General features: G+C 71.7%; 22 protein-coding genes. 16 read left to right on the forward strand and 6 right to left on the reverse strand.

Going from position 1 to position 21,501, the window contains the following annotated elements:
* Positions 1 to 28 precede the first annotated feature (28 nt).
* A complete protein-coding gene (locus tag AB0D44_RS15765) occupies positions 29 to 1,390 on the reverse strand; it encodes a DUF2252 domain-containing protein (protein ID WP_362590244.1) in 1,362 nt (453 codons plus the stop codon).
* A gap of 168 nt (positions 1,391 to 1,558) precedes the next feature.
* Between AB0D44_RS15765 and dnaE the strand changes: the two genes are divergently transcribed.
* Positions 1,559 to 5,101, forward strand: a complete 3,543-nt coding sequence (gene dnaE / locus AB0D44_RS15770; RefSeq protein WP_362590247.1) for a DNA polymerase III subunit alpha — start codon at positions 1,559 to 1,561, stop codon at positions 5,099 to 5,101.
* 75 nt (positions 5,102 to 5,176) lie between these two features.
* On the opposite strand, the gene AB0D44_RS15775 is transcribed toward dnaE, so the two are convergent.
* The gene (locus tag AB0D44_RS15775) at positions 5,177 to 5,341 is read right to left on the reverse strand and encodes a hypothetical protein (protein WP_362590250.1); all 165 of its coding nucleotides are present in this window, start codon (positions 5,339 to 5,341) and stop codon (positions 5,177 to 5,179) included.
* A gap of 222 nt (positions 5,342 to 5,563) precedes the next feature.
* Between AB0D44_RS15775 and AB0D44_RS15780 the strand changes: the two genes are divergently transcribed.
* The 4 genes from AB0D44_RS15780 (at position 5,564) to AB0D44_RS15795 (ending at position 9,455) form a co-directional block, all read left to right on the forward strand.
* A complete protein-coding gene (locus AB0D44_RS15780) occupies positions 5,564 to 6,874 on the forward strand; it encodes an NYN domain-containing protein (protein WP_362590253.1) in 1,311 nt (436 codons plus the stop codon).
* 103 nt (positions 6,875 to 6,977) lie between these two features.
* Positions 6,978 to 7,940 (forward strand): ABC transporter ATP-binding protein, encoded by a 963-nt coding sequence (locus AB0D44_RS15785; protein ID WP_362590342.1) that lies wholly within the window; start codon positions 6,978 to 6,980, stop codon positions 7,938 to 7,940.
* A 23-nt stretch (positions 7,941 to 7,963) separates the two neighbouring features.
* The gene (locus tag AB0D44_RS15790; protein ID WP_362590345.1) at positions 7,964 to 8,761 is read left to right on the forward strand and encodes an ABC transporter permease; all 798 of its coding nucleotides are present in this window, start codon (positions 7,964 to 7,966) and stop codon (positions 8,759 to 8,761) included.
* Positions 8,762 to 8,810: 49 nt separating this feature from the next.
* Positions 8,811 to 9,455, forward strand: a complete 645-nt coding sequence (locus tag AB0D44_RS15795; RefSeq protein WP_362590255.1) for a hypothetical protein — start codon at positions 8,811 to 8,813, stop codon at positions 9,453 to 9,455.
* Between the two features lie 123 nt (positions 9,456 to 9,578).
* Here AB0D44_RS15795 and ybaK read toward each other — a convergent pair whose 3' ends face one another.
* The 3 genes from ybaK to AB0D44_RS15810 are packed head-to-tail and all read right to left on the reverse strand — an operon-like array spanning position 9,579 to position 12,440.
* A complete protein-coding gene (gene ybaK / locus AB0D44_RS15800) occupies positions 9,579 to 10,073 on the reverse strand; it encodes a Cys-tRNA(Pro) deacylase (protein WP_362590258.1) in 495 nt (164 codons plus the stop codon).
* Positions 10,073 to 10,810: an LON peptidase substrate-binding domain-containing protein gene (locus AB0D44_RS15805; protein WP_362590261.1), complete on the reverse strand. Its 738-nt coding sequence runs from the start codon at positions 10,808 to 10,810 to the stop codon at positions 10,073 to 10,075. The genes ybaK and AB0D44_RS15805 overlap by 1 nt, the downstream gene beginning before the upstream one ends.
* 34 nt (positions 10,811 to 10,844) lie before the next feature.
* Entirely contained in the window at positions 10,845 to 12,440 is a 1,596-nt protein-coding gene (locus AB0D44_RS15810; RefSeq protein WP_362590264.1) for an oxidoreductase, read from the reverse strand.
* Between the two features lie 125 nt (positions 12,441 to 12,565).
* Between AB0D44_RS15810 and hisD the strand changes: the two genes are divergently transcribed.
* From hisD to AB0D44_RS15860, 10 genes are all read left to right on the forward strand, one after another.
* Positions 12,566 to 13,888 carry a histidinol dehydrogenase gene (hisD, locus tag AB0D44_RS15815; RefSeq protein ID WP_362590266.1) on the forward strand — a complete coding sequence of 441 codons (1,323 nt, stop codon included), beginning with the start codon at positions 12,566 to 12,568 and terminating at the stop codon, positions 13,886 to 13,888.
* Positions 13,867 to 14,994 carry a histidinol-phosphate transaminase gene (locus AB0D44_RS15820; protein ID WP_362590269.1) on the forward strand — a complete coding sequence of 376 codons (1,128 nt, stop codon included), beginning with the start codon at positions 13,867 to 13,869 and terminating at the stop codon, positions 14,992 to 14,994. Before hisD ends, AB0D44_RS15820 begins: the two co-directional genes overlap by 22 nt.
* Positions 14,991 to 15,584 (forward strand): imidazoleglycerol-phosphate dehydratase HisB, encoded by a 594-nt coding sequence (gene hisB / locus AB0D44_RS15825; RefSeq protein WP_361751629.1) that lies wholly within the window; start codon positions 14,991 to 14,993, stop codon positions 15,582 to 15,584. The genes AB0D44_RS15820 and hisB overlap by 4 nt, the downstream gene beginning before the upstream one ends.
* Before the next feature lie 2 nt (positions 15,585 to 15,586).
* Positions 15,587 to 15,754 carry a hypothetical protein gene (locus AB0D44_RS15830; protein ID WP_362590272.1) on the forward strand — a complete coding sequence of 56 codons (168 nt, stop codon included), beginning with the start codon at positions 15,587 to 15,589 and terminating at the stop codon, positions 15,752 to 15,754.
* On the forward strand, positions 15,751 to 16,395 hold the full coding sequence (gene hisH, locus AB0D44_RS15835) for an imidazole glycerol phosphate synthase subunit HisH (RefSeq protein ID WP_362590274.1): 645 nt from the start codon (positions 15,751 to 15,753) through the stop codon (positions 16,393 to 16,395). Before AB0D44_RS15830 ends, hisH begins: the two co-directional genes overlap by 4 nt.
* Positions 16,395 to 17,132, forward strand: a complete 738-nt coding sequence (priA, locus tag AB0D44_RS15840) for a bifunctional 1-(5-phosphoribosyl)-5-((5-phosphoribosylamino)methylideneamino)imidazole-4-carboxamide isomerase/phosphoribosylanthranilate isomerase PriA (RefSeq protein ID WP_362590277.1) — start codon at positions 16,395 to 16,397, stop codon at positions 17,130 to 17,132. Before hisH ends, priA begins: the two co-directional genes overlap by 1 nt.
* The gene (locus tag AB0D44_RS15845; protein WP_362590280.1) at positions 17,129 to 17,518 is read left to right on the forward strand and encodes a RidA family protein; all 390 of its coding nucleotides are present in this window, start codon (positions 17,129 to 17,131) and stop codon (positions 17,516 to 17,518) included. Before priA ends, AB0D44_RS15845 begins: the two co-directional genes overlap by 4 nt.
* A complete protein-coding gene (gene hisF, locus AB0D44_RS15850) occupies positions 17,515 to 18,270 on the forward strand; it encodes an imidazole glycerol phosphate synthase subunit HisF (RefSeq protein ID WP_362590283.1) in 756 nt (251 codons plus the stop codon). Before AB0D44_RS15845 ends, hisF begins: the two co-directional genes overlap by 4 nt.
* Before the next feature lie 133 nt (positions 18,271 to 18,403).
* A complete protein-coding gene (locus AB0D44_RS15855; RefSeq protein WP_362590286.1) occupies positions 18,404 to 19,609 on the forward strand; it encodes a DNA sulfur modification protein DndB in 1,206 nt (401 codons plus the stop codon).
* Between the two features lie 131 nt (positions 19,610 to 19,740).
* The gene (locus AB0D44_RS15860; protein ID WP_362590289.1) at positions 19,741 to 20,388 is read left to right on the forward strand and encodes an NYN domain-containing protein; all 648 of its coding nucleotides are present in this window, start codon (positions 19,741 to 19,743) and stop codon (positions 20,386 to 20,388) included.
* 10 nt (positions 20,389 to 20,398) lie between these two features.
* On the opposite strand, the gene AB0D44_RS15865 is transcribed toward AB0D44_RS15860, so the two are convergent.
* Positions 20,399 to 21,031, reverse strand: coding sequence for a TIGR03085 family metal-binding protein (locus tag AB0D44_RS15865; RefSeq protein WP_362590292.1), 633 nt, complete (start codon positions 21,029 to 21,031; stop codon positions 20,399 to 20,401).
* 92 nt (positions 21,032 to 21,123) lie between these two features.
* Between AB0D44_RS15865 and hisI the strand changes: the two genes are divergently transcribed.
* Complete coding sequence (gene hisI, locus AB0D44_RS15870; RefSeq protein ID WP_362590295.1) at positions 21,124 to 21,492, forward strand: phosphoribosyl-AMP cyclohydrolase; 369 nt, start codon at positions 21,124 to 21,126, stop codon at positions 21,490 to 21,492.
* Positions 21,493 to 21,501: the final 9 nt, after the last annotated feature.

The following is a 21,501-nucleotide window of genomic DNA, read 5'->3' on the forward strand; positions in this document are numbered from 1 at the left end:
GCCTCCCGCAGGTCCTCTTCCCGCCGCTTCAGCGGGGGCGCCTCCCGGTGGCGGCCGGGGGAGTGAGCCGGCCGTTGCGGAAGAGGTCCACGAAGATCTGGTGGTCGGCGCGCGCCCGGGCCCCGTAGGCGTGGGCGAAGTCCACCAGCAGGGCGGCGAAGCCCTCCTCGTCGGCCGCGATGGCCGCGTCGATGGCCCGCTCGGTCGAGAAGGGGACCAGCGTCTGGCCGCTCTCGTCCGCGTCCGCCGCCCCGTGCATGGTCGCGGTCGCCCGGCCCAGGTCCGCGACGACGGCCGCGATCTCCTCCGGGTCGTCCAGGTCCGACCAGTCCAGGTCCACCGCGTACGGGGAGACCTCGGCCACCAGCTGCCCGCAGCCGTCCAGCTCCGTCCAGCCCAGCCACGGGTCGGCATGGGCCTGCAGGGCGCGCTGGGAGATCACCGTGCGGTGGCCCTCGTGCCGGAAGTACTCGCGCACGGCGCGGTCGGTGATGTGCCGGGAGACCGCCGGGGTCTGCGCCTGCTTGAGGTAGATCACGACGTCGTTCTCCAGGGCGTCGCTGTGCCCCTCCAGCAGGATGTTGTACGAGGGCAGGCCCGCCGAGCCGATCCCGACGCCCCGGCGGCCCACCACGTCCTTGACCCGGTAGGAGTCGGGCCGCACCAGGGACTCGTCGGGCAGCGTCTCCAGGTAGCCGTCGAAGGCGGCCAGCACCTTGTAGCGGGTGGCCGCGTCCAGCTCGATGGTGCCGGGGCCCGGGGTGAAGCGGCGCTCGAAGTCGCGGATCTCCGTCATCGAATCCAGCAGGGAGAAGCGGGTACGGGAACGGGCCGAGCGCAGCGCGTCCAGCAGCGGGCCCTGGGAGGTGTCCAGGGTGAAGGAGGGCACCTCGTCCTCGTACGCATGCAGGCCCCGGGTGGCCATGGCGCGGATCCGCTCCCGGTAGGCGCCCGCGTAGACCCGGACCAGCTCGCTGATCTGGTCGTCGCTGAGCGCCTTGGTGTAGCCGATCAGGGCGACGGAGGCCGCGAACCGCTTCAGGTCCCAGGTGAAGGGGCCGACGTACGCCTCGTCGAAGTCGTTGACGTTGAAGATCAGTCGCCCGTGGGAGTCCATGTACGTGCCGAAGTTCTCGGCGTGCAGATCGCCGTGGATCCACACCCGGCCCGTCCGGTCGTCCAGGTACGGGCCGCCGTGCCGGTCCCGCTCCAGGTCCGCGTAGAAGAGGCAGGCCGTGCCGCGGTAGAAGGCGAAGGCCGAGGCGGCCATCTTCCGGAACTTGACCTGGAAGGCGGCGGGGTCGGCGGCGAGGAGCTCACCGAAGGCGGTGTCGAACACGTCGAGTATCTGCTCGGCGCGCTGCTCGTCGGTCGTCTCGGGAACCGCCATGGCGGATGCCTCCTGGTGGTGCGGGGTGGATCCGGTGGGATCGCATTTCGGACAGGTGCCCTTGGCTCTGCAACGGATGACCGTACCGGCCGGTGCCCGGGATCTGTCACCCGGTCGACGTAGGATTCGTAGCTGCCGTCCCTCTCTCCCCACCGGAGGACCCCCACCGTGACCAAGCCGCCGTTCACGCACCTGCACGTCCACACCCAGTACTCGCTGCTGGACGGTGCCGCGCGGCTGAAGGACATGTTCAACGCGTGCAACGAGATGGGCATGACGCACATCGCCATGTCCGACCACGGCAACCTGCACGGGGCCTACGACTTCTTCCACAGCGCCCAGAAGGCCGGGATCACCCCGATCATCGGCATCGAGGCGTACGTCGCCCCCGAGTCCCGGCGCAACAAGCGGCGCATCCAGTGGGGCCAGCCGCACCAGAAGCGCGACGACGTCTCCGGTTCCGGCGGTTACACCCACAAGACGATCTGGGCGTCGAACGCCACCGGCCTGCACAACCTCTTCCGGCTGTCCTCCGACGCGTACGCCGAGGGCTGGCTCACCAAGTGGCCGCGCATGGACAAGGAGACCATCTCCAAGTGGTCCGAGGGGCTGATCGCCTCCACCGGCTGCCCCTCGGGCGAGCTCCAGACGCGCCTTCGGCTCGGCCAGTTCGACGAGGCCCTGAAGTCGGCCTCCGAGTACCAGGACATCTTCGGCAAGGACCGCTACTTCCTGGAGCTGATGGACCACGGCATCGAGATCGAGCGCCGGGTCCGCGACGGGCTGCTGGAGATCGGCAAGAAGCTCGGCATCCCGCCGCTGGTGACGAACGACTCGCACTACACCTACGCGAGCGAGGCCGCCGCCCACGACGCCCTGCTGTGCATCCAGACCGGCAAGAACCTCTCGGACCCCGACCGCTTCCGCTTCGACGGCTCCGGCTACTACCTGAAGTCGACCGACGAGATGTACGCGATCGACTCCTCGGACGCCTGGCAGGAGGGCTGCGCCAACACCAAGCTGGTCGCGGACCAGATCGACACCGAGGGCATGTTCACGTTCCGGAACCTGATGCCGAAGTTCGACATTCCGGAGGGTCACACCGAGGTCAGCTGGTTCCGCGAGGAGACCATGCGCGGCATGCACCGCCGCTTCCCCGGGGGCATCCCCGAGGACCGCATGAAGCAGGTCGAGTACGAGATGGACACGATCATCTCGATGGGCTTCCCGGGCTACTTCCTCGTGGTCGCCGACTTCATCATGTGGGCCAAGAACCAGGGCATCGCGGTGGGCCCGGGCCGGGGCTCCGCGGCCGGCTCGATCGTCGCCTACGCCATGGGCATCACCGACCTCGACCCGATCCCGCACGGCCTGATCTTCGAGCGCTTCCTGAACCCCGAGCGCGTGTCCATGCCCGATGTCGACATCGACTTCGACGAGCGCAGGCGCGTCGAGGTGATCCGGTACGTGACGGAGAAGTACGGCCAGGACAAGGTCGCCATGATCGGCACCTACGGCACCATCAAGGCCAAGAACGCGATCAAGGACTCCGCGCGCGTCCTGGGCTACCCGTACGCCATGGGCGACCGCCTCACCAAGGCCATGCCCGCCGACGTCCTCGGCAAGGGCATCCCGCTCTCCGGCATCCTCGACCCCTCGCACCCCCGCTACAGCGAGGCCGGCGAGATCCGCGCGATGTACGAGAACGAGCCGGACGTGAAGAAGGTGATCGACACCGCCCGCGGCGTCGAGGGCCTGGTCCGCCAGATGGGCGTGCACGCCGCCGGCGTGATCATGTCCAGCGAGACGATCACCGACCACGTGCCCGTCTGGGTGCGGCACACCGACGGCGTCACCATCACCCAGTGGGACTACCCGAGCTGCGAGTCGCTCGGCCTGCTGAAGATGGACTTCCTCGGCCTGCGCAACCTCACGATCATGGACGACGCCGTCAAGATGGTGAAGGCCAACAAGGGGATCGACATCGATCTCCTGGCCCTGCCGCTCGACGACCCCAAGACCTTCGAACTGCTGGGCCGCGGCGACACCCTCGGCGTCTTCCAGTTCGACGGCGGGCCCATGCGCTCCCTGCTGCGCCTGATGAAGCCCGACAACTTCGAAGACATCTCCGCCGTGTCCGCGCTCTACCGCCCGGGCCCGATGGGCATGAACTCGCACACGAACTACGCGCTGCGCAAGAACAAGCAGCAGGAGATCACCCCGATCCACCCCGAGCTGGAGAAGCCGCTCGAAGAGGTGCTCGCGGTCACCTACGGCCTGATCGTCTACCAGGAGCAGGTGCAGAAGGCCGCCCAGATCATCGCCGGGTACTCGCTCGGCGAGGCCGACATCCTGCGCCGCGTGATGGGCAAGAAGAAGCCCGAGGAACTGGCGAAGAACTTCACCATCTTCCAGGCGGGCGCCCGCAAGAACGGCTACTCCGACGAGGCCATCCAAAAGCTCTGGGACGTCCTGGTCCCCTTCGCCGGCTACGCCTTCAACAAGGCCCACTCGGCCGCCTACGGCCTGGTCTCCTACTGGACGGCCTACCTCAAGGCGAACTACCCGGCCGAGTACATGGCCGGCCTGCTCACCTCGGTCAAGGACGACAAGGACAAGTCCGCGATCTACCTGAACGAGTGCCGGCGCATGGGCATCAAGGTGCTCCCGCCGAACGTCAACGAGTCGGAGTCCAACTTCGCCGCCCAGGGCGACGACGTGATCCTCTTCGGCCTCACCGCGGTGCGCAACGTCGGCCAGAACGTCGTCGACTCGATCATCAAGACCAGGAAGGCCAAGGGGAAGTACTCCTCCTTCCCCGACTTCCTGGACAAGGTCGAGGCCGTCGTCTGCAACAAGCGCACCATCGAATCGCTGATCAAGGCCGGCGCCTACGACGAGATGGGCCACACCCGCAAGGGACTGGTCGCCCACCACGAGTCGATGATCGACAACGTGGTCGCGGTCAAGCGCAAGGAGGCCGAGGGCCAGTTCGACCTCTTCGGCGGGATGGGCGACGAGGGCGCGGGCGACGAGCCCGGCTTCGGCCTGGACGTCGAGTTCTCCGACGTCGAGTGGGAGAAGTCCTACCTGCTCGCCCAGGAGCGCGAGATGCTCGGCCTCTACGTCTCCGACCACCCGCTCTTCGGCCTGGAGCACGTGCTCTCCGACAAGACCGACGCCGGGATCTCCCAGCTGACCGGCGGCGAGCACTCCGACGGCGCCGTCGTCACCATCGGCGGCATCATCTCCGGCCTCCAGCGCAAGATGACCAAGCAGGGCAACGCCTGGGCCATCGCCACCGTCGAGGACCTGGCCGGCTCCATCGAGTGCATGTTCTTCCCCGCGACCTACCAGCTCGTCTCCACCCAGCTGGTCGAGGACACCGTCGTCTTCGTCAAGGGCCGCCTGGACAAGCGCGAGGACGTGCCGCGCCTGGTCGCGATGGAGATGATGGTCCCCGACCTCTCCTCGGCCGGCACCAACGCACCCGTGGTCCTCACCATCCCCACCGTCAAGGTCACCCCGCCGATGGTGACCCGACTGGGGGAGATCCTGCGCCACCACAAGGGCAACACCGAGGTGCGGATCAAGCTCCAGGGCCCGCGGACCACCACCGTGCTGCGCCTGGACAAGCACCGGGTCCAGCCCGACCCCGCCCTCTTCGGCGACCTCAAGGTGCTGCTCGGCCCGTCCTGCCTGGCCGGATAGCACGCCCCGTGCCGCACGTGAAGGGCCTGCCCGGCGATGCCGGTCAGGCCCTTCGGGTCGTGCGCGGCGGCCGCGTCAGTTGTGGCCGAACTTCTTCGACTTGCTCTTGTGCGCCAGATCCATCGGACTCGGCGCGTGCGAGGACGATTCGGACGAGGATTCCGTCGAGCTCCTCGACGGGTCCTGCGAGGACGAGCGGGCCTGCTGCTTCGGCTGCTTCTGCTGCTTGTTCTTGGCCATGGTGGAGCCTCCGTGATGGGGTCTAGGGGCCAGGACCGCCTTCACACTCACACAACGCCAGAAACCGCGCATTTTGGATCATTACCGCGCGTAGCCGGGACTCGCCGCCGCTCCTTTGTGAGATCCGCCACGCCGATGATCGAGTTCCGGCCGTCAACACCCTTGCGGTCGGGCAGACTCGGGGCACCCGACGTAAAACACAGAGGACCCCCAGGGAAGAGGGTGGAACGCGTGGACCGCTGCGTCGTCCTGGTGGACGCCGGCTATCTGCTGGGCGCCGCCGCGAGCCTTCTCGCAGGGGAGCCCTCACGCTCCCGCATCACCGTCGACCATGCCGCCCTCATCCAGGGCCTGCGCGAGCGGGCCGAGGCCGACACCGAGCAGCCCCTGCTGCGCATCTACTGGTTCGACGGGGCACCCGACCGGGTGCCCCAGCCCGAGCACCGGCGGCTGCGCGTCATGCCCCGCGTCACCGTTCGCCTCGGCGCCCTGACCCGCAGCGACGGCCGCTGGGCCCAGAAGGGCGTCGACGCCGCCATGCACGCGGAACTCACCGAGCTGGCCCGCAACCGCGCCTGCTCCGACGTCGTCCTGGTCACCGGCGACGGCGACCTGCTGCCCGGCCTGATGTCCGCCAAGGAACACGGGGTCGCCGTCCACCTGTGGGCCGTACAGGCCGCCGACGGGGACTACAACCAGTCCGAGGACCTCGTCGCCGAAGCCGACGAGCGCCGCGTCCTCGACCGGGCGTGGATCACCCGGGCCGTCCGCGCCAAGGACCTCACCGGCCTGTGCTCCCCGCCGCCCGCGCCCCGCCCCGACATCGCCGCCATCCTCTCCGCCCCGCTGCCCGAGGCCGCCCTCGCCGAGGCCGCCCGCAACGGCTCCGCCGCCGCCGGCGACGACGAAGGGGGCGGGCTCCCCGTCCCCGCGCCCGCCGCCGGCGGCGGCAGAGCCGTCCCCACGCCCAAGGACCTCGCCGGCTCCCTGCGCGCCCCGGGCCAGCAGGCGGCGGCGCCGAACGGGCAGCACGGCGGGCAGGCCCCGGCCGGCAGCGCCCTGCGCTGGTCCTCCGACAAGGGCTGGATCGACCGGGCCGGACCGCTCGGCGAACCCGCCGAGACCGCCTCCCTGCCCACCCTCGCGCAGCTCACCAGCGCCGAACAGCGCTGGGCCGACCGGGAGGAGGACATCACCACCGTCGGCGGCGACCCGTTCGAGGTGGGACAGGTGTTCGCCCGGCGCTGGATGGAACGGCTCCCCGAGACCGTGCACCTGCAGAAGCTGGCCACCATGTACCCGCGCATCCCGCACCGGATCGACGGCGAGCTGCTGCGCTACGCCGCCCGGTTCGGCCTGCTCGCGCACAAGGACGACCAGATCGACGAGCACGACCGCTACGCCATCCGCGCCGGGTTCTGGCGGGAGATCGACGTCCGCGCAGCCGCCGAACACGTGGCCGCCGTACCCGCCGCGGCCCCGGCCTCCGCTCCCCCGAACGCGAACGCCCCGGCGACCCCGGGGGCCGAGTAGGGGCGGGAGCCGCGTAGGCTGCTCCCTCGTGAGGACGGGCACAGCACAAGAGCAGAGCGGCACGGCGGCGGCCGCGGAAGCCGGCTCCGACGTCGTCTGCGCGGTGCGTGACCTGGTCAAGACCTATCCCGCCGTACGCGGTCGGCGCGGGTCCCCGGCCCTGCCCGAGACCCGTGCCAACGACGGCGTCTGCCTGGACGTCCGGCCCGGCGAGATCTTCGGCCTGCTCGGGCCCAACGGCGCCGGCAAGTCCACGCTGGTCCGCCAGCTCACCGGGCTGATGCGGCCCGACTCCGGCACCGTGACCCTGCTCGGCCACGACCTCGTACGCCACCCCGAGCGCGCCGCGCGCCTCCTCGCCTACCTGGGGCAGGAGTCGACCGCGCTGGACGAGCTCACCGTGTCGCTGGCCGCCGAGACCACCGGCCGGCTGCGCGGGCTCGACGCCGGCGCGGCGCGGGCCGCGCGGGACGCCGTACTGGAGGAGCTCGGCCTGACCGGGATCGCCGGGCGGCCGCTGACGAAACTCTCCGGCGGGCAGCGGCGCCTCGCGTGCTTCGCCGCCGCGCTGGTGGGGGACCGGCCCGTCCTGGTCCTCGACGAACCCACCACCGGCATGGACCCCGTGGCGCGGCGCGCCGTGTGGTCGGCCGTGGACCGGCGGCGCGAGCGGCACGGGGCCACCGTCGTCCTCGTCACCCACAACGTCATCGAGGCCGAGACCGTCCTGGACCGGGTCGCCGTCATCGACCAGGGCAAGGTCATCGCCTGCGACACCCCGGCCGGGCTGAAGGCCAGGGTTTCCGGCGAGGTCCGCCTCGAACTGGTGTGGCGCGATGCCGCCCCGCTGGACGTGCCGCAGGTCGCGGCGCTGCGGGAGCGCGCCGTCGAGTCCGGCAGGCGCTGGGTCCTGCGGCTGCCGGCCGAGGAGGCGCGGGCCGCGGTCGCCGCGGTCACCGGGGGGCCGGCCTTCGCCGCCCTCGACGACTTCACGCTGGCCACGCCGAGCCTGGAGGACGTCTACCTGGCGCTCGGCGGCAAGGCGAAGGGCCTGGTGAAGTCGTGAGCGACCGAACGGCCGGCGCCGCCCTGCCGACGACCGTCCCGCGGCCGGCCCCCGCCCAGCCCGTCCCCGCGCCGCTGGCGCCCAGGGCGAGGCTCCTGCCCGCGCTGGCCGCCGTCTACCGGGCGCAGCTGTCCCGGGCGCGGGTGGCGAGGATCCCGCTGCTGTTCGTGGCCACCTTCCAGTCCATTGGGATCATGGTCCTGATGCGGGGGGTGGTGGACGGGGGCTCGGAGGCCCGGGCCGTCGTGGCCGGCTCCTCCGTCCTCGTCGTCGCCTTCGTCGCGCTGAACCTGCTCGCGCAGTACTTCGGGCAGCTGCGGGCGAGCGGCGGGCTCGACCACTACGCCACGCTGCCCGTGCCGCCCGCCTCGGTGGTGCTGGGCGCGGCCGCCGCGTACGCCTCCTTCACCCTGCCGGGGACGCTGGTCACGGCCGTCTTCGGGTGCGTGCTCTTCGGGCTGCCGATGGGCGGGCTGTGGATCCTGGCCGCGGTGGTGCCGCTGGCCGGGGCGGCGCTGGCCGGGCTCGGCGCGGCGCTGGGGCTGCTGGCGCCGCGGCAGGAACTGGCCACGCTGGCCGGGCAGCTCGGCATGTCGGCCGCGCTGCTGCTGGGGGTGCTGCCGCCCGAGCGGATGCCGGCCGTGATCGTGTGGGCGCGGGACCTGCTGCCGTCCACGTACGGGGTGGAGGCGTTCGCGCAGACCTTCGCCCCGGAGCCGGACTGGGCCGTCGTCGCCGTCGACCTCGGCGTGTGCGGGGCGGTCGGGGTGCTGTCGCTGGCCGTGGCCACGTGGGCGTACCGGCGGGCGGCGGTCCGCTGACGCCGGTGCCGGTCGGCCCGCCCTCCGGGAGACCTGGCACGATGTGGGGGTGACCGAAGCCGTGACCCCGCCGTCTCCTTTCGACCCGCCCCCGCTCCCGCCCGAGAAGCCGGAGGCCGCCGCCGCGGGCGTCACCGCCGAGGACGTCCGGGACGGGGCCGTCGTGGCCCTGGCGGTCGGCGTGGCCGGCCTGCTCCTCGGGCTGCTGTGGGTCTGGCTGGCGCCGCGCGTGCAGTACGTCTCCAACGGGGAGTCGGTGTTCCTGCGCAACAGCGAGAGCGAGGCGCGGATCGGGTCCGACGGGACCTTCTTCCTGCTCTCGGCGGGCCTGGGCGTGCTCAGCGCCGCCGGTACCTTCCTGTGGCGCCGGGGCGGCGGGGTGCCGCTGGTGATCGGGCTGGCGGCCGGGTCGCTGTTCGCCGCGCTGGTGGGGTGGCGGTTCGGGCTGTGGCTGGGGCCGTCGCCGGACCTGGCCGCCGCTGCCGCGACGGCGGGCAAGGGGGTGCCGTTCGACGCGCCGCTGCAGTTGCTGGCGCACGGGGCGCTGCTGGTCTGGCCGATGACCGCGGTCCTGGCCCACCTGGGCCTCACCGCCCTCTGGTCGCCCCGCGACCCGGAGCCGGGCCCGCCGCCCGGCTGGACCGGCTACCACCACCCGACCCACCCGGACCCGCCGGAGCCCCTCCACCCCTGACAGCCGCCGCCCGGAGCACCGGGGGGCCGGGAGCGGGCCTCTTCAGCCTCGCCGGCGTGTGAGGCGCGCGGCCTGGGGCGGAGCCCCCGGGGAGGGCCCGGGGGAGGGCCGGCGCCGGCTGGATCAGGGGCGGGCGATGGGGGCCACGGTGGCGCCGGTCAAGGTCGTCAGGTCCGACGGGGACAGCTCGATCTCCAGGCCCCGGCGCCCCGCCGAGCAGCAGATGGTGGCGTGCGCCGATGCAGACGCGTCGAGCACGGTCCGCAGGCGCCGCCGCTGACCCAGCGGCGAGATCCCGCCCCGTACGTAGCCCGTCGTGCGCTCGGCCACCGCGGGATCCGCCATCGCCGCCCGCTTGCCGCCCACCGCGGTCGCCAGCGCCTTCAGGTCCAGCGATCCCGCCACCGGGACCACCGCCACCGTCAGGACGCCGTCCACGTCCGCGACCAGGGTCTTGAAGACCTGCGCCGGCGAAACCCCGAGCGCCTGCGCCGCCTCCTCCCCGTACGAGGGGTGCGCCGGGTCGTGCTCGTAGGCGTGCGTCGCGAACGCGACGCCCGCCGCCGTCAGGGCCGCGATCGCCGGGGTTCCGGCCGCCTGCTTCGCCTTCTTCGCCATCAGTTCGGGCTCGTCGGGGTGCGGGTGAGGTCCACCGCGGGCAGCGAGGGGAGGTGGCGGATCACCGCCGTCTCGGTGCGCAGGAGCTTGAGTTCCTCCGCCAGGCGGGTCGCCGTGTCCGGGGCCTGGAGCAGCCGCTGCTTCGCGGGGATGTCCAGCACCGCCGCCGCTGCCACCAGGTACGAGACCACCGACGGGTCGTCGGGCAGTTCCGCGCCGGTCAGGGACCGCTCGCGGGCCCCCGCCAGCCGCTTCTGGTAGGTGCGGAAGGCCCGCAAGACCCCTTCGGCCAGGGCTCCCGCTCCCTCGCCCGCGTCCTCCGGGAGCTCTTCCAGCTCTGCCGTGAGGAAGGGACCCGAGGAGTCGACCGAGAGCAGCCGGACCCGCGCCGTGCCGGTCGCGAGCACCTCGAAGCTGCCGTCCTCCCGCTCGCGGATCGTCGCCGCGTCCGCGATGCAGCCCACGCGGTGGAAGGCCTGGACCGGGTCCGCGCCGAAGCCCGCGGCCGGGCCCCGCTCGGGCAGCGACGTCTGGTCGGGCAGGCCGGGCGCGGTCGGCGCGACCTCGCGGCCGTCGCGGATGGCGACGACCGCGAAACGGCGCGGCTCGTCCTCGCTCGTCTTCAGCAGCTCGCGCATCATGGCGCGATAACGCTCCTCGAAGATGTTCAGCGGGAGGACGAGTCCCGGGAACAGCACCGAGTTCAGCGGGAAGAGGGGCAGGCGAACGGTGGTCACGAGGCACAGGGTAGTGGCCGCCGGGCCGGCGCCGTCACCCTCGCCTCAGCAGCCGGGAGGCGCCCGCCGCCACCGTGGTGGCCAGGATCCATCCCAGGAGCACCAGCGCGGCCGCTCCCCACTGCCAGCCGCCGTCCACCTTCCACTGGGCCTCCTGGCCGAGGTCGATCACCGGGAGCAGCAGGTCCAGGGCGTACAGGGCGGCATCCCACTCGGGGTGCTCGTTCTCCTTGATGGGCGGCGGCCGGTGCTGGGAGAACAGCAGCGCGCCCGCCGCCCACAGGACCGCCATCCACAGCGCGGCCCGGCCCGGGCGGTAGCCGTAGACCACCGTCCAGTCCTGGAGGTAGCCCCAGGCCCTGGCGGCCGGCGGCAGCGTCGTCCGGCGCCGCCGCTGTTTGGCCAGCAGCACCTCCCGGGCGTCCGCGTCCTCACCGCTGGCCCGCAGCACGGCCGCGAGGCGCTCGTACGGCTCCGGCGAGTACTCGGGGGTCGCCGCCTCCACCCAGGCGAGCCGGCGGGAGAGGGGGAAGTGGCCGCGGGGGGCGAGGTTCTCGTAGACGAACCCCTCGATGGACACCCCGCCCGGGCCCGGCCAGCTGGTCGAGGTGTCGACGAGCTTGACCACCTTGGCCCCCGACACCACGACCCGCCCTCGCTCCGGCCGCTCGCCCACGAAGCGGAACTCCGGGGTCTGGATCCTGCGCAGGGATATCTCCTGCTCCTCCGTGAGCACGAAGCGCGCCCCGAAGAAGTCGATCGCGTCGCCGAAGCGGCCGTCGTCCAGCCGCATCCCGCCCCGGCACTCGAAGCGCTGCGCGCGCTGCCCGCGCGTCGGCGTCAGGCCCAGGCCGTAGGGCGGGGTGGAGGAGCCCGAGCCGGGGACGTAGTCCAGCGCGATCGAGGTCAGGTACAGGGTCCGCTCGACGGTCAGCTGCGGGGCGTTCAGCGCGTACTTCCCGTACGGATTGCGCAGGCGGGCCCCGCGCAGGTTCATCGACACGCCGACGGTCGCGCCGCGCAGGCTCACCTCCCCGTACGTCTCGAGCAGCTCGCCCTGGAAGTCCTGCGCCACCGACATCCCGTCCGCGGAGATGGCCCGCCCCTTGGTGTCCCGCTGCACCACCGCCTGGCTGACCAGCAGGTCGGTGCCGATCTGCGCGTCGGTCAGCCGGACGCCCCGGGCGACCCGGCAGCGCGGCATGTGCAGGTCGCCCTCGGTGTGCAGACGGGCCGCCTCCAGCCGGGGTATCGCGCAGTTGACCAGGCGCAAGGTGCCGAAGCGGGTCTCGGACAGCTGGATCTCGCTGTCGAAGCGGCAGGACTGGAACTCCACGTACGGGCTGACGGTGCCCCCGGACAGGTCGAGCCGCCCCGTGATCCGTACGCCGCGGAGTTTGAGCGAGGACACCTTGCCCGGCACGGGGGAGGGCCCGTGCAGCAGCAACAGGGCCACCACCTCGGCGCGGACGCTGCGCTCGGGGCCCCAGACGTGCCCGGCGTGCGGATCGTCCCGGTCCGCGGCGCGGACGCTCAGATCGCAGACGCTGCCCGTGCGGTACGCGCTCCACATGCGGCGCTCGGGCGCGCTGAGGTCGGCCGGCTCCTCGCCCGCGCGTGCCTCGGTCATGGCGGCCCCCCTCCGCAGTCACTTACGTGTAACGGAACGCTATCCGGCGCCTGTGACATGCGGGGCGTGTATCAGCCAGTGATACGGGCGGACGGCGGTGTGAGGCGGTCTGAGAGAATTGGGGGGTGATCTCTCGTATCGACCTGCGCGGTGACGCCCTCCCCGAGGGTGGCGCCCTGCGCGATCTGCTGCCCCGTGCCGAGTTCGACGTGGAAGCCGCCCTGGAGAAGGTGCGGCCCATCTGCGAGGACGTCCATCATCGTGGCACGGCGGCGCTGATCGAGTACGCGCAGAAGTTCGACGGGGTCGAGCTCTCGCAGGTCCGGGTGCCCGCGCAGGCCCTCGCGGCCGCCCTGGAGCAGCTGGACCCGGCCGTCCGCGCCGCACTGGAGGAGTCGATCCGGCGCGCCCGGATCGTCCACCGGGGCCAGCGCCGCACCGAGCACACCACCCAGGTGGTCCCCGGCGGCACGGTGACCGAGAAGTGGGTTCCGGTGGAGCGCGTGGGGCTGTACGCCCCGGGCGGCCGCTCGGTCTACCCGTCCTCCGTCGTCATGAACGTCGTACCGGCACAGGAGGCGGGCGTCGAGTCGATCGCGCTCGCGTCCCCGCCGCAGAAGGAGTTCGGCGGACTGCCGCACCCCACGATCCTCGCCGCGTGCGCGCTGCTCGGCGTGGACGAGGTGTACGCGGCGGGCGGCGCCGTGGCCGTCGCGATGTTCGCGTACGGCACGGAGGACTGCCTGCCCGTGAACATGGTGACCGGCCCGGGCAACATCTGGGTCGCCGCCGCCAAGCGCTACTTCACCGGGAAGATCGGCATCGACACCGAGGCCGGCCCGACCGAGATCGCGGTCCTCGCGGACTCCACGGCCGACCCGGTGCACGTGGCCGCCGACCTGATCAGCCAGGCCGAGCACGACCCGCTGGCCGCGGCCGTCCTCGTCACGGACTCCGCGGAGCTCGCGGACGCCGTCGAGCGGGAGCTGGAGCCGCAGGTCGCCGCCTCGAAGCACGTCCACGACCGGATCAAGCCGGCGCTGGCGGGCAAGCAGTCCGCGATCGTGCTGGTCGACAGCCTGGAGGACGGCCTCAAGGTCGTCGACGCGTACGGCGCCGAGCACCTGGAGATCCAGACGGCCGACGCGGCCGCCTGGGCCGCCCGCGTGCGCAACGCCGGCGCGATCTTCGTCGGCCCCTGGGCCCCGGTCTCGCTCGGCGACTACTGCGCCGGGTCGAACCACGTGCTGCCCACCGGCGGCTGCGCCTGCCACTCCTCCGGCCTGTCCGTACAGTCCTTCCTGCGCGGCATCCACATCGTCGACTACACGCGCGAGGCCCTCGCCGAGGTCACCCACCACGTGGTGACGCTGGCCGAGGCCGAGGACCTGCCCGCGCACGGCGCCGCCCTGAAGGCCCGCTTCGGATGGAAGGTGCCGACGCAGTGACCATCGGTATCGACGACCTCCCCATCCGGGACGAGCTGCGCGGCAAGTCCCCGTACGGCGCCCCGCAGCTCGACGTGCCCGTCCAGCTGAACACCAACGAGAACCCGTACGAGCTGCCCGAGCCGCTCGTACGGCGCATCGCCGAGCGCGTCGCCGAGGCCGCCCGCACCCTCAACCGCTACCCCGACCGGGACGCGGTCGAGCTGCGCACCGAGCTCGCCGCCTACCTCACCCGGACGGGCAAGCACCCGGTCACCCGGGAGAACGTATGGGCCGCCAACGGCTCCAACGAGGTCATTCAGCAGCTGCTGCAGACCTTTGGCGGGCCGGGGCGCACGGCGATCGGCTTCGAGCCCTCGTACTCGATGCACGCGCTGATCTCCCGGGGCACCGGCACCGGGTGGATCTCCGGGCCGCGCCGCCCCGACTTCACCATCGACGTGGAGGCGGCCGAGCAGGCCATCGCGCAGAACGCGCCCGACGTCGTCTTCATCACCTCGCCCAACAACCCCACGGGCACCGCGGTCGAGGCCGAGACGGTCCTCGCCCTCTACGAGGCGGCGCAGGCGGCCAAGCCCTCCCTGGTGGTCGTGGACGAGGCGTACGTGGAGTTCAGCCACCGCGACTCGCTGCTGCCCCTCATCGAGGGACGGCCGAACCTGGTGGTCTCCCGGACCATGTCCAAGGCCTTCGGCGCCGCCGGCCTGCGCCTGGGTTACCTGGCCGCGCACCCCGCCGTGGTCGACGCCGTCCAGCTGGTGCGCCTGCCGTACCACCTGTCGGCCGTCACCCAGGCGACCGCGCTGGCCGCCCTGGAGCACACCGACACCCTGCTCGGCTACGTCGAGCAGCTCAAGGCCGAGCGCGACCGCCTGGTCGCCGAACTGCGGGCCATCGGCTACGAGGTCACCGAGTCCGACGCGAACTTCGTCCAGTTCGGCAGGTTCGAGGACTCGCACACCGCCTGGCAGAAGATCCTCGACCGGGGTGTCCTGGTCCGGGACAACGGCGTACCGGGCTGGCTGCGGGTCACCGCGGGCACCCCGGACGAGAACGACGCGTTCCTGGAAGCGGTTCGCGCACTGAAGAAGGAGCAGCACGCATGAGCCGCATCGGACGGGTCGAACGGACCACGAAGGAGACCTCCGTCGTCGTCGAGATAAACCTCGACGGCACCGGCCGGGTCGACGTGTCGACGGGCGTGGGCTTCTTCGACCACATGCTCGACCAGCTCGGCCGCCACGGCCTCTTCGACCTCACCGTCAAGACCGACGGCGACCTGCACATCGACACCCACCACACCATCGAGGACACCGCCCTCGCGCTCGGCGCCGCCTTCAAGCAGGCCCTCGGCGACAAGGTGGGCATCTACCGCTTCGGCAACTGCACCGTGCCGCTCGACGAGTCCCTCGCCCAGGTGACCGTCGACCTGTCCGGCCGCCCCTACCTCGTGCACACCGAGCCCGAGAACATGGCGCCGATGATCGGCTCCTACGACACGACGATGACCAGGCACATCTTCGAGTCCTTCGTCGCGCAGGCCCAGATCGCCCTGCACATCCACGTCCCCTACGGCCGCAACGCCCACCACATCGTGGAGTGCCAGTTCAAGGCCCTGGCGCGGGCCCTGCGCTACGCCGCCGAATTCGACCCGCGCGCGGCGGGCATCCTTCCGTCGACGAAGGGCGCCCTCTAACCGTGAACGGGCTCAACACGATCCTGATCGTCGTCGGCCTGTTCCTGGCCGGCGGCGTCTACTCCTTCCAGAAGCAGCAGATGCCCAAGTCGGTCGTCGTCCTGCTCGCCATCGGCTCCGCCATGTGCCTCGCGGCCGGAGTCCTGCGAATCCAAGGAATCTGGGAATGAGCGCAGCACGCAAGACGGTCGTGGTCTTCGACTACGGCTTCGGCAACGTCCGCTCCGCCGAGCGCGCCCTGGCCCGCGTCGGTGCCGACGTCGAGATCACCCGCGACTACGACAAGGCGATGGACGCCGACGGACTCCTCGTCCCCGGCGTCGGCGCCTTCTCCGCCTGCATGCAGGGCCTCAAGGAGGCCCGCGGCGACTGGATCGTCGGCCGCAGGCTGTCCGGCGGCCGCCCGGTCATGGGCATCTGCGTCGGCATGCAGATCCTCTTCGAGCGCGGCATCGAGCACGGTGTGGAGACCGAGGGCCTGGACGAGTGGCCCGGCACCGTCGGCCCGCTCAAGGCCCCGATCGTCCCCCACATGGGCTGGAACACCGTCGACGCCCCGGCCGACAGCCAGGCCTTCGCCGGCCTGGACGCCGACGCCCGGTTCTACTTCGTGCACTCCTACGCGGCGCGCGAGTGGACCCTGGAGGTCACCAACCCGGCGATCCGCGCCCCCCGCGTCACCTGGGCCACCCACGGCGAGCCGTTCGTCGCGGCGGTGGAGAACGGGGCCCTGTGGGCCACCCAGTTCCACCCCGAGAAGTCCGGCGACGCCGGAGCCCAGCTCCTCACCAACTGGATCGAGACCCTGTGATGACCGAGCCCGCAGCGAAGCTGGAACTCCTCCCCGCGGTCGACGTCCGCGACGGCCAGGCCGTCCGCCTCGTGCACGGGGTGTCCGGCAGCGAGACCTCCTACGGATCCCCGCTCGAGGCCGCCCTCGCCTGGCAGCGCTCCGGCGCCGAATGGCTGCACCTCGTCGACCTCGACGCCGCCTTCGGCACCGGTGACAACCGCGCCCTGGTCGCCGAGATCACCCGCGCCATGGACATCAAGGTCGAGCTGTCCGGCGGCATCCGCGACGACGCCTCGCTCGCCGCGGCCCTCGCCACCGGTTGCACCCGCGTCAACCTCGGCACCGCCGCCCTGGAGACCCCCGAGTGGGCCGCCAAGGCCATCGCCGACCACGGCGACCGGATCGCGATCGGCCTCGACGTCCGCGGCACCACCCTCAAGGGGCGCGGCTGGACCAGCGAGGGCGGCGACCTGTACGAGACCCTCGCCCGCCTCGACTCCGAGGGCTGCGCCCGCTACGTCGTCACCGACATCGGCAAGGACGGCACGCTGACCGGCCCCAACCTGGAGCTGCTGCGGGGCGTCTGCGCCGCCACCGACCGGCCCGTCGTGGCCTCCGGCGGCATCTCCTGCCTGGACGACCTGCGCGCCCTGTCCGAGCTGGTCCCGCTGGGCGTCGAGGGCGCCATCGTCGGCAAGGCCCTGTACGCCAAGGCCTTCACCCTGGAAGAAGCCCTGAAGGTGGTCAACGCATGAGCAGCCCTTCCGAAGTGCGCCGCATCTCCTCCGGCGGCCCCTACGAGGACGTCATCGGCTACTCGCGCGCCGTCCAGCTCCCGAACGGCCTCGTCCTGGTCTCCGGCTGCACCGCGGCCGACGGCGGCGGCCCGTACGACCAGGCGATCACGGCCTTCGGCGTGGCCTTCAAGGCCCTCGCCCAGGCCGGCCTCGGCCCCGAGGACGTCGTGCGCACCCGCATGTACCTCACCCACGCGCGGGACGTGGACGAGGTGGGCCGCGCCCACAAGGAGCTGTTCGACGCGGTCCGCCCGGCCGCATCCATGATCATCGTCTCCGGCTTCGTCGACCCCGGCATGGTCGTCGAGGTGGAGGTCGAGGCGTACAAGGGAGACGGGGCATGACCCTCGCCGTACGGGTGATCCCCTGCCTGGACGTGGACAACGGCCGGGTCGTCAAGGGCGTCAACTTCCAGAACCTGCGCGACGCCGGAGACCCGGTCGAGATGGCCAGGCTGTACGACGCCGAGGGCGCCGACGAGCTGACCTTCCTCGACATCACGGCCTCCTCGGGCAACCGCGAGACCACCTACGACGTGGTGCGGCGCACCGCCGAGCAGGTGTTCATCCCGCTCACGGTCGGCGGTGGTGTCCGCACGGCGGACGACGTCGACAAACTCCTGCGCGCGGGAGCGGACAAGGTGGGCGTGAACACCGCCGCCATCGCCCGGCCCGAGCTCATCCGGGAGATCGCGGAGCGCTTCGGCCGGCAGGTGCTGGTCCTCTCGGTGGACGCCCGGCGCACCGCCTCGGGCTCCTTCGAGGTCACCACCCACGGCGGCCGCCGGGGCACCGGCATCGACGCCGTCGAATGGGCCCACCGGGCGGCCGAACTGGGCGCCGGGGAGATCCTGTTGAACTCGATGGACGCCGACGGCACCAAGGACGGCTACGACACCGAGATGATCGGGGCGGTGCGCAGGCACGTGACCGTCCCGGTGATCGCCTCCGGCGGCGCGGGCAAGCTGGAGCACTTCCCGCCGGCGATCGCGGCGGGCGCCGACGCGGTCCTGGCCGCCTCGGTGTTCCACTTCGGCGACCTGCGGATCTCCGAGGTCAAAACCGCCCTCCGCGAAGCGGGCCACCCGGTCCGCTGAGCCCGCCGCGGTGTCGCCGCGGGGCCTTCTCAAGATGACGGAAGTCCTTTCTCGAGAAAGCCCTGCGGCGAACTGGAGTTGACCCCTACCCTGGTTCACATCAGCAATGAGGCTGAGGAGACGGGTGGGGACTGTGGCCAAGCTGAATTCCGACGTGCTCGACCTTTCCGCCGGCACGTTCATCCGCTGCCTGCAGGTGGACGAGCGGACGACGCACATCCGCGTCCCGTTCAAACAGCTGAGGGTGATCACCCACGACCCGGTGGTCCTGCAGCCCGGAAACGCCAAGCTGCGGCCCACGGACGTCAAGGACGAGGACGTCGAACTGCATTCGCTGGTCCAGCGGGGCCTGGAGCTGGGGAAGAAGACCAACATCCCCAAGTACGCGGCGTACATCGAGAGTTTCGTGACCGGGGACCGCGCGGGCGTGCTCCCCCCCATCCACCTGTGGACCGAAGAACCCCTCTCCCTCGTGCAGTACGCGGACCAGGGCGGCGCGCAGCAGAGCTTCCTCTGTGTCCCGCACGGCCTGAAACTGATCGCCATCGACGGCGAGACCCAGCTGGCCAGCCACTACTACCTGCAGCGGAACCCCGCCGTCGGCCAGGAGACCAAGAACCTGCACGACACCGTGTACCTGAGCGCCGTGGTGCACGACGACAGGCCCCCGCTGGAGGCCCGCAAGTTCTTCTACGACCTCAACGTGCTCGGTGTCCGGGTCAATTCGGCCATCGCACTCAGCATGGACACCACCGACCCGCTGATGGACGTCGTCGGACGGCTGTCGGAGGAGATCCCCTTCTTCCGCGGCAAGGTCGAGCGCATCTCGCGGCAGATCAAGAAGAACAGCCCCAAGGTGGTCAAACTCCAGGACCTGCGCCAGTTCGTGATCAACATGGTGCACGGGATCTCGGGTGTGCAGTACGGGACCAAGCCCGCCCCCATCGGCCACGTCGATCTGGCCGACCTGGAATCCGCGGCGCGCGCATGGCTCGCGGCCTACGCGGAGGCCTTCGCCGAGGAGATCACCGACCGGGAGGAGTGCGTCGCGGCCATGGGCAGCGTCTTCGCCGCGGTCGGAGCCATGGGCCGGCCCCTGCTCGACGTCTCGGGCGAGGAGCGCGCCGTGCGTCTCGAAGGCCTGCTCGCCGGCCTCAAGGCGGTCGACTGGCGCAAGGGTGACCACTGGCTGGGCACCGTGCTCACCCAGACCCCCAAGGGCAAGTACACGATCAACGGGCCCAAGCAGTCCGCGTACGCCGTGTTCGGCGCCCTGAACGATCCCGCGAGCCCCGCCTACCGGGTCGTCCGCGGCGAGCCGTCCTCACCGGCGCTCTGAACGGCCCCGGGCACGCACGCACGGACGAGCACGAAAAAACGGCCCCGTCGCCGGGGCCGTTCCTGTCGGCGTGACCGCCGAACTCGTATGACGTCACACTAACAGGCGGGCCGTCCCCGCCGGGAGAACCTGTGAGCAGCGTGATCGCCTACGTCGACGGGCCCAACCTCGACTACTCCATCCGAGCCGCCTTCGGCCACCGGTACCTCTGGCTGGACCTCGCGGCGCTGGTGGAGCGGCTGCGGCCCGACGACACCCTCGAGCGCGTCCAGTACTGCACCACCCTGGTCGTGAAGGACCCCGCGGCACTCGCGGACCAGAAGACGCACCTGGACGCGCTCGCCGCGCACCGCCCCCGGGACGTGCGGACCGAGCTCGGCCACTACACCGTCCAGAAGCCGCGCTGCGCCTCCTGCCGGCAGGGGTACCGGTGCGGCTGCACCCCGCCCCGCCGGTTCCGCCGCTTCGAGGAGAAGCGGACCGACGTGGCCATCGGCGCCCGCCTCGTCGAGGACAGCGCGCGAGGAGCCTCGGACGTCGCGCTGATCGTGTCCGCTGACTCCGACCTGGTGCCCGCGGTCGAGGCCGCCCAGCGACTGGACCCGCTGCGCAAGATCTACCTGGCCCTGCCGCCCGGCTACGCGCGGCCGAGCCCGCACTTCCGCTCGGTCGGCGCGTTCACGATCAACGAGGCGGCCCTGCGCAACAGCCAGCTGCCCGACACCGTCACCGAGGCCGCCACGGGAGCCGTCTACAGCCGTCCCGCCGGGTGGAAGTGAGAGCCATGATCTAGATGCCCAGCTTGGCCGTCGTCAGTTTGGCGACGGCCTCCTTTTCGCCGTCGAGGGTGACGGCGGCGGCGTCCTGGCGGCCGAAGCAGAACAGGGTCAGCTCGCCCGGCTCGCCCGTCACCGTCACCACCGGTGCGCCCTTGTGCGCCACCGCCGTCTGGCCGTTCGGGCGGCGCAGGACCAGGCCGACCGGGGAGCGGCGGCCCGTCAGGCGGGCCAGTTTCTCCAGGCGGGACCACAGGGAGTCCGAGAACACCGGGTCCAGCTCCCGCGGGGACCAGTCCGGCTGGGCCCGCCGGACGTCCTCCGCGTGCACGAAGAACTCCACCGCGTTCGCCGCCTCGTCGATCTGCTTCAGGGCATAGAGCGACATCTTCGGCGGGCCGGTGCGGATCAGCTGGATGAGCTCCTCGTACGGCTTGGCCGCGTACTCCGCCATCGCCGCGTCCAAGCGGGTCTTGAGCACGTTCAGCAGCAGGCCGCCCGCCGCGTCCGGGCGGCGCTCCCGCACCACCACGTGCGCCGCCAGTACCCGGCAGGTCCAGCCGTCGCACAGCGTCGGCGCCTCCGGTCCGGCCGCCTCCAACAGGTCGGCCAGCAGCAGTCGTTCACGCTTCGCATGGGTAGACATGCGGGCCAGCCTACGGCTGGAACGCGGCGCGCGCCCGCTCATCAGGCGGACGGAGATCCGTGCCGGGCACCGCGGCCCGGCACAATGGCCCCATGAGTACGTCCCCCCGCTCCGGCAGCCTCGATCCCGCCATCGCCGCACGCCTCAAGCGCTCCGCCGACGGCCTGGTACCGGCCATCGCCCAGCAGTACGACACCGGTGAGGTGCTCATGCTCGGGTGGATGGACGACGAGGCCCTGCACCGCACCCTGACGACCGGCCGCTGCACCTACTGGTCCCGCAGCCGCCAGGAGTACTGGGTGAAGGGGGACACGTCCGGCCACTTCCAGCACGTGAAGTCCGTCGCCCTCGACTGCGACGCCGACACCGTGCTCGTCAAGGTCGACCAGGTCGGGGCCGCCTGCCACACCGGCGCCCGCACCTGCTTCGACGACGATGTCCTCCTCCGCGACGCCGACTAGGTAGGCCCC

The organism is Streptomyces sp. NPDC048349 (assembly GCF_040651925.1).
Classification (GTDB): Bacteria; Actinomycetota; Actinomycetes; order Streptomycetales; family Streptomycetaceae; genus Streptomyces.

Bases quoted from the DNA above. Each gene is read 5' to 3' on its own strand.
- AB0D44_RS15865 (WP_362590292.1), bottom strand. From the start codon at position 21,031: ATGTCTACCCATGCGAAGCGTGAACGACTGCTGCTGGCCGACCTGTTG.
- AB0D44_RS15775 (WP_362590250.1), bottom strand. From the start codon at position 5,341: ATGGCCAAGAACAAGCAGCAGAAGCAGCCGAAGCAGCAGGCCCGCTCG.
- hisI (WP_362590295.1), top strand. From the start codon at position 21,124: ATGAGTACGTCCCCCCGCTCCGGCAGCCTCGATCCCGCCATCGCCGCA.
- AB0D44_RS15810 (WP_362590264.1), bottom strand. From the start codon at position 12,440: ATGACCGAGGCACGCGCGGGCGAGGAGCCGGCCGACCTCAGCGCGCCC.
- AB0D44_RS15820 (WP_362590269.1), top strand. From the start codon at position 13,867: ATGGAAGGTGCCGACGCAGTGACCATCGGTATCGACGACCTCCCCATC.
- AB0D44_RS15845 (WP_362590280.1), top strand. From the start codon at position 17,129: ATGAGCAGCCCTTCCGAAGTGCGCCGCATCTCCTCCGGCGGCCCCTAC.
- hisH (WP_362590274.1), top strand. From the start codon at position 15,751: ATGAGCGCAGCACGCAAGACGGTCGTGGTCTTCGACTACGGCTTCGGC.
- AB0D44_RS15765 (WP_362590244.1), bottom strand. From the start codon at position 1,390: ATGGCGGTTCCCGAGACGACCGACGAGCAGCGCGCCGAGCAGATACTC.
- hisF (WP_362590283.1), top strand. From the start codon at position 17,515: ATGACCCTCGCCGTACGGGTGATCCCCTGCCTGGACGTGGACAACGGC.
- hisB (WP_361751629.1), top strand. From the start codon at position 14,991: ATGAGCCGCATCGGACGGGTCGAACGGACCACGAAGGAGACCTCCGTC.
- priA (WP_362590277.1), top strand. From the start codon at position 16,395: ATGACCGAGCCCGCAGCGAAGCTGGAACTCCTCCCCGCGGTCGACGTC.
- ybaK (WP_362590258.1), bottom strand. From the start codon at position 10,073: ATGGCGAAGAAGGCGAAGCAGGCGGCCGGAACCCCGGCGATCGCGGCC.